The 15,340-nt window shown below is 34.3% G+C and carries 19 protein-coding genes; 3 read left to right on the top strand and 16 right to left on the bottom strand.

The annotated features are described in order from the left end of the window. From B0E44_RS02005 to B0E44_RS01995, 3 genes are all read right to left on the bottom strand, one after another. The coding region (locus tag B0E44_RS02005; RefSeq protein ID WP_077370532.1) for a hypothetical protein at nt 1–686 on the bottom strand (686 nt) is incomplete at its 3' end. Between the two features lie 83 nt (nt 687–769). Then, nucleotides 770–1,777 carry a DUF4062 domain-containing protein gene (locus tag B0E44_RS02000; RefSeq protein WP_077370531.1) on the bottom strand — a complete coding sequence of 336 codons (1,008 nt, stop codon included), beginning with the start codon at nt 1,775–1,777 and terminating at the stop codon, nt 770–772. Between the two features lie 461 nt (nt 1,778–2,238). Beyond that, nucleotides 2,239–2,964 carry a DUF4386 domain-containing protein gene (locus B0E44_RS01995; protein ID WP_077370530.1) on the bottom strand — a complete coding sequence of 242 codons (726 nt, stop codon included), beginning with the start codon at nt 2,962–2,964 and terminating at the stop codon, nt 2,239–2,241. A gap of 393 nt (nt 2,965–3,357) precedes the next feature. Between B0E44_RS01995 and B0E44_RS01990 the strand changes: the two genes are divergently transcribed. Beyond that, nucleotides 3,358–4,377 carry an LLM class flavin-dependent oxidoreductase gene (locus B0E44_RS01990; protein ID WP_077370529.1) on the top strand — a complete coding sequence of 340 codons (1,020 nt, stop codon included), beginning with the start codon at nt 3,358–3,360 and terminating at the stop codon, nt 4,375–4,377. A gap of 154 nt (nt 4,378–4,531) precedes the next feature. On the opposite strand, the gene B0E44_RS01985 is transcribed toward B0E44_RS01990, so the two are convergent. After that, nucleotides 4,532–5,380: a L,D-transpeptidase gene (locus B0E44_RS01985; RefSeq protein ID WP_077370528.1), complete on the bottom strand. Its 849-nt coding sequence runs from the start codon at nt 5,378–5,380 to the stop codon at nt 4,532–4,534. 144 nt (nt 5,381–5,524) lie between these two features. On the opposite strand from B0E44_RS01985, the gene B0E44_RS01980 reads away from it, so the two are divergent. Then, the gene (locus B0E44_RS01980; RefSeq protein WP_077370527.1) at nt 5,525–7,279 is read left to right on the top strand and encodes an ABC transporter ATP-binding protein; all 1,755 of its coding nucleotides are present in this window, start codon (nt 5,525–5,527) and stop codon (nt 7,277–7,279) included. 28 nt (nt 7,280–7,307) lie between these two features. Here the strand turns inward: B0E44_RS01980 and B0E44_RS18720 are convergent, their stop codons facing one another. The 3 genes from B0E44_RS18720 to B0E44_RS01970 all read right to left on the bottom strand — a co-directional run bounded on the left by B0E44_RS18720 (nt 7,308) and on the right by B0E44_RS01970 (nt 9,685). Beyond that, nucleotides 7,308–7,478 (bottom strand): hypothetical protein, encoded by a 171-nt coding sequence (locus B0E44_RS18720; RefSeq protein ID WP_165688752.1) that lies wholly within the window; start codon nt 7,476–7,478, stop codon nt 7,308–7,310. A 26-nt stretch (nt 7,479–7,504) separates the two neighbouring features. Further along, a complete protein-coding gene (locus B0E44_RS01975) occupies nt 7,505–8,374 on the bottom strand; it encodes a DUF808 domain-containing protein (RefSeq protein ID WP_077370526.1) in 870 nt (289 codons plus the stop codon). 270 nt (nt 8,375–8,644) lie between these two features. Beyond that, nucleotides 8,645–9,685, bottom strand: a complete 1,041-nt coding sequence (locus tag B0E44_RS01970) for a GMP reductase (protein ID WP_077370525.1) — start codon at nt 9,683–9,685, stop codon at nt 8,645–8,647. Nucleotides 9,686–9,928: 243 nt separating this feature from the next. On the opposite strand from B0E44_RS01970, the gene B0E44_RS01965 reads away from it, so the two are divergent. Further along, complete coding sequence (locus B0E44_RS01965; RefSeq protein ID WP_077370524.1) at nt 9,929–10,384, top strand: hypothetical protein; 456 nt, start codon at nt 9,929–9,931, stop codon at nt 10,382–10,384. A 6-nt stretch (nt 10,385–10,390) separates the two neighbouring features. Here B0E44_RS01965 and B0E44_RS01960 read toward each other — a convergent pair whose 3' ends face one another. From B0E44_RS01960 to B0E44_RS18715, 9 genes are all read right to left on the bottom strand, one after another. Continuing rightward, nucleotides 10,391–10,885, bottom strand: a complete 495-nt coding sequence (locus B0E44_RS01960; protein WP_077370523.1) for a DUF4199 domain-containing protein — start codon at nt 10,883–10,885, stop codon at nt 10,391–10,393. Between the two features lie 123 nt (nt 10,886–11,008). After that, nucleotides 11,009–11,683 (bottom strand): HAD family hydrolase, encoded by a 675-nt coding sequence (locus tag B0E44_RS01955; protein WP_077370522.1) that lies wholly within the window; start codon nt 11,681–11,683, stop codon nt 11,009–11,011. A 109-nt stretch (nt 11,684–11,792) separates the two neighbouring features. Further along, entirely contained in the window at nt 11,793–12,014 is a 222-nt protein-coding gene (locus B0E44_RS01950; protein ID WP_077370521.1) for a hypothetical protein, read from the bottom strand. 294 nt (nt 12,015–12,308) lie between these two features. Further along, complete coding sequence (locus tag B0E44_RS01945) at nt 12,309–12,692, bottom strand: hypothetical protein (RefSeq protein WP_077370520.1); 384 nt, start codon at nt 12,690–12,692, stop codon at nt 12,309–12,311. Beyond that, the gene (locus tag B0E44_RS01940) at nt 12,689–13,042 is read right to left on the bottom strand and encodes a hypothetical protein (protein ID WP_077370519.1); all 354 of its coding nucleotides are present in this window, start codon (nt 13,040–13,042) and stop codon (nt 12,689–12,691) included. The genes B0E44_RS01945 and B0E44_RS01940 overlap by 4 nt, the downstream gene beginning before the upstream one ends. A gap of 18 nt (nt 13,043–13,060) precedes the next feature. Continuing rightward, complete coding sequence (locus tag B0E44_RS01935) at nt 13,061–13,345, bottom strand: YtxH domain-containing protein (RefSeq protein WP_077370518.1); 285 nt, start codon at nt 13,343–13,345, stop codon at nt 13,061–13,063. 417 nt (nt 13,346–13,762) lie between these two features. After that, nucleotides 13,763–14,242 (bottom strand): hypothetical protein, encoded by a 480-nt coding sequence (locus B0E44_RS01930; protein WP_077370517.1) that lies wholly within the window; start codon nt 14,240–14,242, stop codon nt 13,763–13,765. A 36-nt stretch (nt 14,243–14,278) separates the two neighbouring features. Further along, on the bottom strand, nt 14,279–14,674 hold the full coding sequence (locus tag B0E44_RS01925; RefSeq protein WP_077370516.1) for a hypothetical protein: 396 nt from the start codon (nt 14,672–14,674) through the stop codon (nt 14,279–14,281). A gap of 198 nt (nt 14,675–14,872) precedes the next feature. Next, a partial coding sequence (locus B0E44_RS18715; RefSeq protein WP_165688751.1) for a hypothetical protein occupies nt 14,873–15,340 on the bottom strand: 468 nt, incomplete at its 5' end.

Genomic DNA, 15,340 nt, shown 5'->3' with positions numbered 1-15,340 from the left:
TTACTTTCATAGTTATTATCAAAATTTTCTTTGCTGTCAATTAAAACTTTAATTTCATTTCTTTTAAAGTAATTGAACTCGTCAAATGGTTTTATAAACTCATAGTATTTGTCAATCCACATTTCTTTTATTTCGGATTTATCATAATCTCTTACTTTCTCGTCTGTAAACATAAAAAATGTCGGAATAGTAAAACCAATAGAAATTGTCCAAATGTCTTTATTATCAAATGACTTAATAAATTCTTCTGTCTGCTTCTCTTTGATTTTATAAGTCGCTTCAATTTTGGCAACTGGTTCAAATGCGCCATAAACTACAAAAACATTTTCTGTTAAATAAATACCTTTTTTGTTTAAACCGAAAATGTTTAAAATTGAGTTGTTGCTTTTAGATAGTTCTTGTTGTTTAATTATCTCACCAAATTTTTGCCTAATTGCTTTTTGTTTTGTGTTGTCAAAGTATGAAATGTCATTGGTTAAAAATTTATTCTTCTCGTTCTCATACTCAAAGCAAATTTGAATTCTCGGTGTTTTATTGTTTAATGTGTCGTAAATAATGTTGATAGTTTTGACGTCATAGGTCTTGTCTATCCACTCAGCAAGAGGAATAAATTCAGATTTCATCTTGTCTGTTCCAAGTATTATCCTTTTCGTCTGTGTATATTCTTTGTCAGATGGTAATATCATATTACAATTGTCTTATAAGTAGCTTGGAGTATTCACGAGCGTGACGCTAGCACTAGCGGGGCGGGGATGTTATAGCCAGTTTGTCATAAAGTTTTTCTAATAGCTCTAACTTTTATTAAGTACTGTTCTCCAAAAGGAGTTATATTCCAATAAGTATTTTTATCGGCAACAGCTCTTTTCTTATTTCCTTTTATTATTAATCCTAAAGCTTGTAATTGAACTTTTATTACATCAAAATAAACATGTCTGATTCCAATTTGAGAATAATCATTAAATCCTATAATTTTTGGGTCTAATGAGTGCCAGCACACAAGTCTTATTTTTTCTAAAAATTCACTTTCAGTGCATTCCCCTATCATTATGGTACCTACATATGAAAAAATTCTATCCCATGACACTTCAATAATAGTTTCCAAAAGAGGTCCTTTTTCAATTTTTCTAAGTGAAAATTTCATAGCAATAACATCATCACCTTGAGCTAATTCTGAATGTTGAACAAGAGCAGTTTCAAAACTTAAAAATTTTTCTTTTTCAAGTTCTTCTATTTTATTTCTTAAATCTTCAATTGTTCTAAAAAATTTTTCGTCAGCCGCAAATTTACCTGGAATCCAGCCATCTGAGGGATGTCTTTTTTTTAATTGAACCATACTTCTGGAAACTTTTCCACCTAAATCTTCTGGCGAATTCCAATATTTGCAATGTTTTGTTTGAGCTTTAGTTTTAAAATCTAATAATTTTTTTTGAGAACTTTCAGTTTTTTCAGTTTTTATAGATGGTAATTCTTCTATGTTTTGATGAACAAAACAAATTATAGGTTTGTTTGTTAAAATTGCATAATCAAATTCCATTTCAGTATAACTAACTCCTTTTCCATTCATAGAGCCATATTTACCCGCAATTATTAATATATAATAATCACAATTATCTATTACCTCTTTTATAAGTGTCCATGCATCTTCATCAGTTGCAGGAAATAATTCCATACCTGCAGGGATACAATCCAATTCTAAAAGTGCATGAATCACCTGTTGTCTTTCCTCAACAAGATCTAAATAAGTAGATGATACAAATACTTGATGTTTAATTTCCATAAATTTTGGTTAAATTGGTTATAACTTGTTTATACTCGTTACATTGTAGCTCATATTCATCTTAATTTAGTGACTTTGCATTATGATTGTAGTAAATATATGTATTTATTTAAGAAATTAAATCTTAATAATAACATCTCAGTATTATTTTCATCTGAAAAACAAAATTTGTGGTTTAGTCCCGATTGAAGTGAAAATCCCACGCTTTTGGGACTGGATTGTAACGAAAAGCAGGGCAGGGAGAGCTGGGGGGATTTTTATAAAGAGTTGGTGTAATGACTTTTGGATTTTTTAAGTTGCAATTGTATTTGTTGTTTAAAAGTTAGGATTGAACTAAAAGAAAACATCATAATTTGTACGCTATTGGTTTGGATTGGATATCCTCGATCTATTTATTTAAAAAATAATTTTGCGTTGGCATTATTTTTACTAATTATCCGGTAGTTTAAAAAAAAAGCTTTTTATATATTTTTGCGAACCGAATTTTTCCAGATAGGCAGATTTACTCCTTTGAAAATGAGCCATAAACTAAATGATAATTCGGCAATTAGGCAAGGCATTAGCAATGCGATACTTGAAAGTTGTGGAGCTATAATGAGTGCAAAACTATTTGCAAGATAGCATATTCCAGCAATTGACATTAGAACTCCAATAGTTTTAGGGAAATAATTGGAGTTAAAAAGCAGATATCCTTCAATAAGACATACAAAACCAAAAAAGATTAACCCAATTCCAAAGCCAAAATCATGTAGTTTAATTGAAAGATAAGATAAAGTGTGCAGTTGTTCAGGGCTAAATGATTTCAAGTATTCAGCATCTCCTAAGAAAAACAATGCTGCCAAAAGATTTAACTTGTTGGCAACCAAAACGGCAGTTTGTATTAAATTAAAAGACAAGTTAAGCAAAGCCAATTTTTTACTTACAGGTTTGAGAAGGTAATACAGAATTATCATAACAGGTAAATCACAAATTTGCATAACCAAATCGGCACTAATGCTCATTCGCCATAGCAATTCAGAATTCATAATATTGTTTGCAGTGGCGTTTGCATCTCCATAAACGATTAATTTACTTCGAACCATAAGTTCTCCAAAAATGCCAGCTACTATAATTAATAAATATAGGATTCCAGCAATTCTTGCATAAAGTTGGGGTGAGTCTTCAAAATTTTTGAGAGATAGTTTCATATTTGGTAGCTTAGTTCAAGGTATGACGTTTACTATTTAAAATTGTTACTGGTGTTTCGTATTAAAAAAAAAGCATTATCGTTATGCAACGCTATTCAATGAAAAATTCGAATTTTTATGTTTGGGGTATTAATAACCAATTGTAAAAGCTCTACTGAAATACAAAATTGGTAGTCTAGCCCCGATGGAAGCAAATATCCTTTCGGGTCTCGTTTTTTTTTAACGAGACCCAAAAGATATTGTGGACAGCGGGACAACTGTTGATGAAATGACAAATACTTCTGCTCCTAAATAATTGTAAAGAAACTCGGTTTAAATATTATAATTGAATTAACGTTTTGGCATAAATACGCTAAGCGGTAATGATTAAATTTGTGCAAACTTATGATGAATATGAAAACCCCGATTCCGATTTCCTTATTAGAGTTAGCGATAATTACGCAAGGCAGCGATGCCAGCGAAACGATGCAAAAAACTACTGCACTGGCGCAACTTGCCGATGGTCTTGGCTATAAACGTTTTTGGTTGGCCGAACACCATAATATGGCTCACGTGGCGAGTACGGCTACGGTTGTTTTGATTGGCTTTATTGCGAGTCAGACCCAGAATATTCGGGTAGGATCGGGTGGGATTATGTTGCCCAATCATTCGCCATTGATTATTGCCGAGCAGTTTGGAACTTTGGGAATTTTGTATCCTGAGCGAATTGACCTTGGTTTGGGAAGAGCACCCGGAACCGATTCGCAGACGGCACAAGCCATTCGGCCTGATTTTATTGCCGAATCGCAACGGTTTCCGCAGAATGTAAAAGCGTTGCAGGACTATTTTTCTAAAGAGAATGCTACGTCAAAAGTACGTGCTTTTCCGGCTGAGGGGACGAATGTTCCCATTTGGATTTTGGGTTCGAGTATGGATAGCGCTTCGCTGGCTGCGGCTTATGGATTGCCGTATGCTTTTGCAGGACATTTTGCGCCAAGACAAATGATTCAAGCTTTTGAGTTTTATAGAGAAAATTTTAAGCCTTCCATATATTTGGACAAACCAAAAACAATGGCTTGCGTGAATGTAATTGCCGCCGATACGGATAATGAAGCCGAAGTTTTATCGACGAGTCTGTATCAAATGTTTCAGAATTTAGTTCAAAATACCAGAAAACCGTTGCAGCCTCCCGTGGCTTCTTTGACAGATCTGATGAATGATATGAGCGAAGAAGCTCGTTTTCACGTCAACCAAATGACGGCTGGTTCATTTATAGGCAGTAAGGAAACATTGGCCAAAGAATTAAAAGATTTTATCAACCATTCCCGTGTGGATGAACTGATGATTACCAGTCCGATTTTTAGTCATCAAGATAAATTAAAGAGTTTGAAAATTGCTAAAGAGGTTATTGATGGGATTAATGAGTTTGAATGAATATAGCTTTTTAGTTTTATACTAAGATTTTGTTGAATTACTGTCTCGCAAAGGCGCAGAGACGCAAAGTTTAATACTGTTTTCTTTGCGTCTTTGCGTCTTTGCGAGAAAAGAATTACTGCTAATTCTGATAACCTGCAACCTGCAACCTTTTTTACTCTTTGCTTGGCAGTTTTTCCCTTTTATTCTGTTCCGATAAAATGCCGTTTAAGTACGGTTTCGTTGTGTTTTCTATTTCGGCTGCTGAAATGTTCAATGCTTTAGGGTTTTGAACTAATTGCAGCCAGGGTTTTGGCGCATCAAAATCGTATTTACCAAAAACAATAACAGGAGTTCCTTTCACGAGTACGTTTTCATCATCCTTCAATATCCATTGGTCTGCCCAAGTGTAAAGGTATATGGCATCTTTTTCCTGAAGGCGCAAACAGGAATGTGAGGCCGGATAGCCAGGCAATTCATACTGATGCCAGCCAACGCCTAATTTATTGGCAATATTAAAGTTCCAACGTAAATCCCACTCATCATTGAAAGTACTTGTTGTTTTTTCGGCTTTCCAGTTGGTGTAAAAAAGTCCGGTAGGTGTGGGGTCTTTTTTTCGTCCCATATTGGTGGGGCCAGTGTAAATCAAATCACCGTTTTCGTAAGCAGCAAAGGTTTGTGTAGGATACGAAAAGAAGATAATTTTATTGATGTCTTTCAAATAAGGAACTTCTAGCGGAAATGGAAGATAAAAGGCTACATCGCCCGTCAAATCCTTGGGTGCAATGATAGAATCCATTTTGGTAATATTGTTTTTATCGGTTCGGTTCACAGCAAGAACGATTCGGATTTGTGTACTGTCAGTATACTTTGCAAGCCATTCTTTGGTATTTTCGAAATGAAACGAAATACTTTTGGGCTGTTTTCGAATTATTGTTTTTTTTGGTTCAATAGTTTCCTGATTCTGTTGTTTGCACGAACAGAAAATCATAAGGAGGATTAAAATAAGGACGGACTTTTGCATAAGGAATTTCTTTTTGTAAAAATGAAAATTTAAACAAGGGGAAGTGTTATATAATAACGGGAATTTGTTGTGTTATTATTTGGTTGATTTTAATTTTTTGAATCCAATAGTTGTAGTTTTGTATTTCAATTTTTTAAAACGAGTATGAAAATATTATATACCTATATCAAAGAGCATAAATCATTATTGTTTTTGGCTTTGTTTTTGGCGGCAATCAACCAATGTTTTTCTTTGTACGACTCCATTATTATTGGTAAACTCTTGAACCAATGTGGTGTTGGTGTTGCCGATTTCAATCATAATTTACCAAATTTTACCAAAGCAGTTTTGGGATGGTTGGCACTTTCATTAGGAGCAGCAATGATGTCCAGAATAGCCAAGAACTTTCAGGATTATTTCACCAATATTATTATTCAGCGCACAGGAGCAAAAATGTATACCGAGGGTATTCAGAAAGCGTTAGAACTACCATTTCAGGATTTTGAAGACCAACGAAGCGGTGAAACATTGGGAAAACTTCAGAAAGTAAAAATTGATTGTGAAAAGTTCATCACTTTGGCCATTTCATTAGTCTTTCAATCGATCATCGGTATTGTATTTGTGACAGGGTATGCCATTAGCATCCATTGGTTATTAGGTCCCATCTTCTTGATAACTGTTCCTGTAATTGCATTTGTCAGTTCTTTTTTGGGAAAAAAAATAAAAAAAGTTTCTAAGGAGATATTGGGTGAAACAACCGCTTTGGCCGGAGCTACAACCGAATCGCTACGCAATATTGAATTGGTAAAAAGCTTGGGTCTAACGGAGCAGGAAGTGAATCGTCTCAACAGTACGACAATAAAAATATTGGGTCTTGAATTAAAGAAAGTGCGGTTCATTCGGTCGTTGAGTTTCATTCAGGGAACAACCGTTCATTTTATGAGGACCTCTTTGGTTTTTGCGTTGTATATGTTTATTTTTCAAGGAATCATCAAACCGGGGGATTTGATTACGTTAATGTTTTTCTCTTTCTTTTTGTTTAATCCGCTACAGGAACTTGGAAATGTTATTGCGACTTATAACGAGACAAAAGCTTCGATGGATAATTTTGGCGATTTGATGAATGCCAAAAGTGAAGTGAGGCCTTTGTTTCCAAAAACTATTGGGTTTATTAATAATTTGAGATTTTCGAATATTTCGTTCAAGCACCAAACGGCGACTTCTTATGCGGTTAAGGATATTTCTTTCGAAGCAAAAGCAGGAGAAACCATTGCGTTTGTCGGGCCTTCGGGAAGCGGTAAAACAACTTTGGTAAAAATGCTAGTTGGATTATACACTCCCGAAGAAGGAGCTATTTTTTATAATGAAAAAAATGCCAAAGACATTGATTTAACTGAGTTGCGACAACAATTGGGATTTGTGACCCAAGATGCACAATTATTTTCTGGAACTATAAAAGATAATTTATTGTTTGTAAAACCGAATGCAACCGATGAAGAAATAAATGATGTTTTACAAAAATCGGCCTGTCAAAATTTATTGGAGCGCGCCGAAAAAGGATTGGACACCACTATTGGTGAGGGCGGAATTAAAGTATCAGGTGGAGAAAAACAACGATTATCGATTGCAAGGGCGTTATTGAGAAACCCAAGATTACTGTTGTTTGATGAAGCGACATCCGCGCTGGACTCCATCACCGAAGAAGAGATTACGAAAACCATCAAAAGCATCTCTTCCAAACAAGACCAAATTACGGTATTGATAGCACATCGTTTGTCTACCATTATGCATGCAGACAGAATATATGTATTAGAACAAGGAGCTATTATAGAGCAAGGAAAGCACCAAGATTTACTGGATGAAAAAGGATTGTATTATGCGATGTGGAGACAGCAGATAGGAGAGAGGAAAACAGTGTAAGTATAAAAATAAAAGCCAAACCCAATAATTAGTTGTTATTGGGTTTGGCTTTTTTATTTGCCATTTCCTCCAGGAGTTTCTCAGGAATTGATCTGCATTTGCAATTTTTTTCGTGCTCCAAATGCCATGCGACTCTTTGGTCGAAAGTTGGATTTTTGGGCATTTTGTTTTCTAAATGCCATTCTCTATTTATTTTCATGACTTTATCTGTTAAAAATGTTTTCCTTACTTCTTCCCAAACATCTTTTTGAATACGTTTACAATTCCCAAAACAATAAATCCGATTACAAGTCCGCTGATAAATTCTTTTAAAATAGAGGGTAATTGAGGAAATAAATGATGTAAAAATTCAATTTTATGAATAAATATACCCCCAGCAACTAAAAGCAAAGCTATCGTGCCAATTACGGCTAAGCTTTTGATGATTTTTGGCAAGGCCTGCACCAGAAAATTACCAATGATTTTTGATGGGCTGTTTTCTTTGGTGCTCATTCCAATAAGTTTAAAGCCCAGTTCATCCATTCTTACAATAATCGCTACGATTCCGTAAACACCAACGGTAGCCAATATGGCAATAAAAGAGACAACAAGAATCTGAGATGTTAAAGTTTCCTCAATTACGGTTCCTAGTGCAATAATTACAATCTCTACCGATAAAATAAAATCGGTTACTATGGCTGATTTTATTTTTTCTTTTTCAAATGCCAAAATTTCTTCTTCTGTATATTCTTGGATTGTGGTTTCTACAGTTGAATGCTTATGTGGGAACAGATATTCGTATATTTTTTCGGCGCCTTCATATGCTAAAAAAAGCCCCCCAAGTACCAGGATTATTATAATTGCCAATGGAAAAAAAGCACTCAGCAGAAAGGCGATAGGTAAAATGATTATTTTGTTGATAAAAGAACCTTTTGCAATTGCCCATAGTACGGGAAGTTCTCTTGATGAAATAAATCCGGAGGCTTTTTCGGCATTTACAGCCAAATCATCTCCCAAAATACCTGCCGTTTTTTTGGCAGCAATTTTGCTCATTACTGCAACATCATCCATAAGTGCTGCGATATCATCTAATAGTGCGAAAAAACCTGATGCCATTATAATTTTGGTTTAAAAAGTGAATTGATTTTGGTACTGTTTTGTCAAAATTCAATCGATGTGCTACAATTGTTTGTTTATGCGAAACTACTACTTTTTGGTTGAATTTATTTTTGAAATACTAAATTTCTCGTTTAGCCCCGATTGCAGTGAAAATCCCACGCTTTTTGGCGTGGATTGTAACGGAAAGCGGGAGGGAAGCTGTTCTGAAAAAACATTGTTGTGCTCCCAAAAAAAACACCAGCCATTTGACTAGTGTTTTTATTATGATTATCTATTAAATATAACATTCTCTTGTTCCATAACCCTTATAAATGTGGTTCTTTTGGTCAATTCTTTCAGCTTGGATGCGCCAACATACGTACAGGTGCTTCTGATGCCACCAAGGATATCTTTTAAGGTATCGATGACATCTCCTTTGAAAGGAACCTGAACTGTTTTCCCTTCGCTGGCTCTGTATTCTGCGACACCGCCAACGTGTTTGTTCATGGCTGTCTCCGAACTCATTCCGTAGAATTTTTTATACTTTTCGCCGGCAATTTCAACCATTTCGCCACCACTTTCGTTGTGTCCCGCAAGCATGCCGCCAAGCATTACAAAATCGGCACCGGCACCAAAGGCTTTGGCAACATCACCCGGAGTGGCACAACCGCCATCGCTGATGATATGTCCTCCCAATCCATGAGCGGCATCAGCACATTCTATGATTGCCGAAAGTTGGGGATAACCCACACCCGTTTTTACCCTTGTAGTACATACTGAACCTGGACCTATTCCCACTTTTACGATATCGGCACCGGCCAATAGTAATTCTTCGACCATTTCGCCAGTAACCACATTGCCGGCAATAATTACTTTGTCTGGATATTGTTCGCGTGCTTTTTTTAGAAAACTCACAAAATGCTCGGAATAGCCATTGGCAACATCGATGCAAATGAATTTTAATTGTGGGCTTTGCTCAAATATTTCGCCGATCTTCTTGAAATCATTTTTTCCGGTTCCTGAGCTTACCGCAATATAATCGGAAATATTTTCGGGTGCATTTTTCATAAATTCACTCCATTGCTCAAGATAATAATGTTTATGAATGGCTGTAAAAAGGTTTTCTTTGGCCAATGCCAATGCCATTTCAAAAGTCCCCACCGTATCCATGTTGGCTCCCATGATAGGAACTCCAGACCAAGTGATGGAACTGTGCAAGAACTTGTATTCCCTCTCTAGAGAAACCTGTGATCGACTCTTCAAAGTAGAGCGTTTGGGTCTGATCATTACATCTTTAAATCCTAATTTAAGTTCGGTTTCTATTCTCATGATTTTAAAATATGGTTACCTAACAAATGTATCGATTTAATGAAAAAACAGCGGTAAATTAGAGTTAAATATTCTACGATTCTTCAATAATTTTCAGGTTCCTAAATGATTTAGTTGAGTTTGCTTTTGATTGTAGTTTTTAATACAATATTGCTTTTAAAAATTGAGTTGAAGTCAAATTTTAATTCTTAATTTTACACAAGGCTGAATTCGAAAAGAGAATCACTAAAATTTACAAATACTATGAGTTTCAGAAAAATATTCCGAGTTGTTTTATTGATAATTATTGTAACCGCAACTTTTGTTTCCTGTAGTAATGACGATAGTAAAAATACGGTCGATGATGTAACGGATTCCGTAAAAGACGGGGTATGGAAAATCAGTTATTTTTACGATTCAGGCAAGGATGAAACTCAAGATTACGCTGGATACAATTTCACTTTTGACGATAATACTGTTTTAACCGCTTCAAAGCAAATGAATTCTTATACCGGAGTATGGTTTGTGTCCAAAAGTACATCAGATGATGATTTATACAGTACCATTTTTAATATTGCATTCGGCTCTCCAGATATTTTAATCGATTTGACTGACGATTGGAAAGTAATCGAAAATACAGGAACTTCTTTGAAACTGAAAGATGATAGTAAAGGCGATTCGGCTATTGATTATTTAACTTTTGAAAAAATAGAACAATAAAACAATTCATTTTTTCTTTAAAGCTAATGCCCCAATTAAAGAAACTACAATTCCTAGTGGAAATATTTCCATATACGTGAGCAGAATTACCATTAACGGACTTTTGTACCATTCTTTCATTTGGTTTATTTCGATGGTTTTGGCTGCAAGTTCTTCGGGTTTGGTGTTCTTTAGTGCTATTTCACTGTATTTTTCCATAAAATCAGGGAAAAAATTATAATAAATAACCAGCCAAATCAAAACATAAATGGTTGAAATAACGATAGAGATACCCAATCCCGTTAAGAAAGCTTTTCCAAAAGAGATTGTTCCATTGTCAATTGTACGTTGTTGTTTGATGCCTAATATTAAAAAGATAAAAGCCAAAAGCATGCCGGCAAAACCAATCATTGCATTGGGTTCCACTCCCGGATTAGTTTTCATATAAAATGTCATCGAAGCCATAACAATTGCAGCAATTATTCCTCCTAAAATTCCGTTTCTTAAGATGTTATTGACCATGATTATAGTTTTTTGGATTGAATATCAAAGATATAGAAAAAAATCTTTGTCAATTTTCAAATTTGAATACCAATTCCTGCTCAAAGTTTGGTATGAGTTGAGTTTTTTTGGAGGAACAAACAGTTACGTCAATATATTCACACCAACGGGTTGTAAAATCTGGATTAAATCCAAAGGATTGCTTAACACATATTTTGCTCCTTCAGCAATCAATTCTTCTTCTGGTCGATATCCCCATGAAACCCCCACCGCAAACATATTGGCATTGGTAGCCGTTTGCATATCAATTCCAGAATCTCCGACGAAAATTATTTCTTCAGCTTTTAATCCTAGAGTTTTGCTTATGGCTATGGCTTCAGATGGATTAGGCTTTTTTAGTGATTCAACACTCAAACCTACGATGTGCTCAAAATAGTTAGGAAATAAAGCAGTCGCAATTCTCTTGGTAAGCTCATCCGATTTATTCGAAAATACACTCAATTTTATATTGTTTGAAATTAAGTGATTCAATAATTCGATAATCCCATCATAAGGTTTTGTTTTACGGGTGCAATTATCACTGTATTCCTCAATCATCAGTTGGTAACAACGATCGATATGTTTTTCATCATTATGTTTTTCGGGCAATGCTTTACTCACCAAATTCCGAAGTCCACTGCCAATGAAATATTGATAAGTTTCATAATTATGAGTAGGGTAGTTGAGGTTTTGAAGGACACTGTTCATAGCATCTGCAATGTCTTCAAGTGAATTAACCAGTGTTCCGTCTAAATCAAAAATAACTCCTTTGAACTTCATTTTTTATTTTTTAATCAATCGAAAGCATGTGCTTTTCGATTTTTGTTTTGGTATTGTGCCAAAGGTAGGAATATTGTTTTTTAAACATTTAGAATTTTATGAATTATAGTTATCTAACATCGAATGGGTTTTGATTGTGGAGTTTTATTGGTTCCTCAGCATGTTTGGAAAAATCAGTAGACTTGCGAGAGCTAGTAGTAACCCATTTGAAATACTCCCCTAAAAAAACTATAAAGCCAACGACCAAATCATATTGCAATGCAAAAAATTCAATAACCAAATCATATATAGTTGCAAAAAAATCAATTAAGAAGTGTAATGTTGATTTCATAAGTATAATTGTTTTATTCCTTTTTTTTTAAAATTCTTTGAAAGACAAACGGTTACTGTTATTTAGCTTCGTTTAGGCTTTTAAAATCTGTTATAAAATTAGTTAAACTTTATTAAAATATCGACAAAATACGTTTATTTTATTTAAAAGTAAGAAAATAACATTATTTAAAGAGATGGTATAAATCTGAAGAATATCTACTAAAAAACTACACTTTTATAATTTAGTATTAGAATCGAAGAGCTGGATTATTGATAAAAACAATTCTAATTTGTTTTCAATACAATAATTTGCTTAGCTTTTATTTTTATGCGAAAAATGATTCAAAAGATTGCTTCCAATGTTTTTGATGCTATCTGAATGTTTAGCAACCACGTTGGTCATTGCAAATTGGAGTACTGTTCCTAATACCTTTTTGACAGGACTATGGGAATTGTTTACCAAAAGTTTCTTTGAAATAAATCCAGTAGCTAAAGCTATGATATCGGTGCTAAGGTCATTTTTTATTTCTGGAGCAGTGGTTACTTCGTGAATTAGCGATTTGATGAGATTTATGGGTTTTATACTTTCATAAGCAGCATCAAACTGATCTTTCAATATGGCCAACTGAATATCGTGTTTCTTCTCTTGTAGAAGAATCATTTCATTTAATGAATCTGTTTCGTTTATCCTTTTCATAGCATTTTTTCTTTTAGCAATTGTTTAATAATAGAATTGCTAACAGGATATTTTAGCCATTGTTTACGAAATAGATGAAGAAGAATTGCCATGAAGGCATAAAAAGCGCCAACTATAAAAAAACCGTATGAAGCATCGCCAAGCTGCTTTCCTAACCATATTGACACGCCCATACTAATAATCAAAACTGAGAATACAACGGTCATAATCACTGCAAGTCGTGCAACAAGAGATGAAGCTACATCGGCGGATTTGTCTATGGCATTTAGCTTAAACAACCTTAAAGTTGTTTTACTGTAATCTTCTGCCCGCTCAAAAAGCATTGCTATGGGGGTTGTATCGTCAGTCATACTATATTTTATTTATAATTAATATTTTGAAGCGCTGTGATTGGTATCAAATTTAGCTTCATCAAATTCTGCTTTCGCATCCTCTGTTAGCCCCTGTGCAAATTCTTTTGCGTTTTGAAGTTTTTCTGTGATGGAATCAGAAAACTCGTTAAGTTTTGATTTCAAATCGTCAGCATAATCATTTCCTTTGTCCAAGATTTGTTTTCGGGTTACTGAACCTTTATCTGGAGCAAAAAGGATTCCTAAAATTCCGCCTACGGCAAGACCCGCTACTGTTCCTAATATTACTTTACCTGTACTCATAACTGTTTTGTTTTAGATTGTTTATATTTTTTTGTTGAATAGAATTTAAAGTTTTAACTGCACTGACCCAAAAGCACCCAGATAATTATAAAGACTAAAATTGTACCGAAGCATCCACCTCCAAGTTTTTTTGCGCCATAACCTGCTAACAGGCCTCTGAATATATTGTTCATAATGTTTCGTTTTTAAATTATTTTCAACCTTGTAAAGGTCAGAGTATTGGTTAAAGATTGTATTATAATACTTTTTAGAAAAGTTGTATTATTTACGGGTTATTCATTAGTAGGCATAAACTAAAAAAGCAACTCTTGATGGAGTTGCTTTTTTGTTTTGTAAATACTAGGCTTCTGTTAACGACCCAGAGGCATCGAATTAATGGTGTATTTGAATTATTCATTCTCATCACCATCCTCAAAATTAAAAAAAATCATCAGGATTAAAAGGAATGTCTTCATCGGGGTCTTTATCGTGCGCATTTACTCCTGGTGGGTTGAACAATCCCCAATCGTCTTTAATATAATTCCACACATCAAAACCAGCTACCCAATCAATAAATAACAATCGGAATTCATCGATTTCTTTTCTCAACAAAAGGATATAGTCTTTGTCCGAGATATCCTCTTCAAAACGTAAACTACCAACTTGAACATAGAGTTCTCTTGCTGCTTTTCGAATTATGGTGGCATTTTCCATTTTTATATCATACAACTCGACTGCTTGGGCTCCTGCAATTTTAGCGGGTATTATCATTGCATTTTCCAACATAAATCGAACTCTTGTTTCTTGTAGAAATTCATTGTCAGCGGGAAAAATTTCTACTAATCCGTGCGTGATTTTAAAAATTTGTTCTGCTTTTTGATATAATGGTAATTTCTGTAATTCGTCTCGTTTTGACATACTTTTTATTTTTCAAAATTCTGAAAGATTTTTAATTTAATTACTTATCCAACGCTGAACAGCAGCTACCGTATCCATTGGGTTTGTATTAAAACAGATTTTTGATTTCGGGGAAAATTCAAGAATAACATTAATTGCTTTTTCAAAAAATAAAAAAGTGGATTCCGGCTTTCTGATTCCTGCGCCAATAAGGACACAATCAAAATGTTTTTCCTGTAATTGTTTTTTAATGACATCAATAGCCGTTGCGCCAAAATCAGTCCAACACAAATGCGCATCATATCCAATTTCGTTAAGTTGAGTTATTGAATTTTTAATTCCCATTTCAACCTTTTCGGCTGTAAGACCTGGCATTGCTGCAAATTCAGGTGTCGTAAAATCAATTAGCGAGGGGTCTATACCTATAACTAGGACTGTCTTTTTGGTTCCCATTTTTTTTGTTTTTAGATTTTAGTTACAAATATACAATAACCCGTTCCAATGATTTGTTGAGTTAGCTTTTGATAGTGAGATTAGCTAACGCTCCGTTCCCTTCGCTCGGGTGTTTTGTGCCTCTCAACGACTTTGATTGTGGATTTGTATTGTTCGCTCAGTTTGTGTGACGAAGTCTGGAGACTTCGTAGAGCGGGTTTATCTTTTAACACCTTTTGGTATGACAGTTATGATTCCCTGCCTTTCAGAAATATCACCAACATATCTATCTTTTAAATTTTTACAAAACAACCTATTAAAGGGATAATCTTTTAATTTTAAATGCTTTCTTCCTAATACAAAATCGTATGGTGGTCCCAAAGATTTAATTCTAACATTTAAAACATTCAAAGAAAAATTCTTACTATAATAAATATTGAAAACAGCAACTTTATACTCGTCACCAGCATCACTACTTAATAAACGATTCAATACTACTTCATTAATATTTATTTTTTCCTTATCGTATAGAAAAACACACAACTCTTTCACCAACTCCTTATCACTGGTTAAAATGATTTCTTCGGTATTATCAATAATTTCAATTTTCTCAACATTATTAAACACAGACTCAGACAACCTCAGTAATTCTTTTATTATAGAGCTGTTTAATTCTAAATCTTGATA

This window comes from Flavobacterium sp. A45 (assembly GCF_002001005.1).
Taxonomy (GTDB): Bacteria; Bacteroidota; Bacteroidia; order Flavobacteriales; family Flavobacteriaceae; genus Flavobacterium.
The sequence above is the reverse complement of the archived record's forward strand: the minus strand, read 5'-3'. Positions and strand labels throughout refer to the sequence as shown.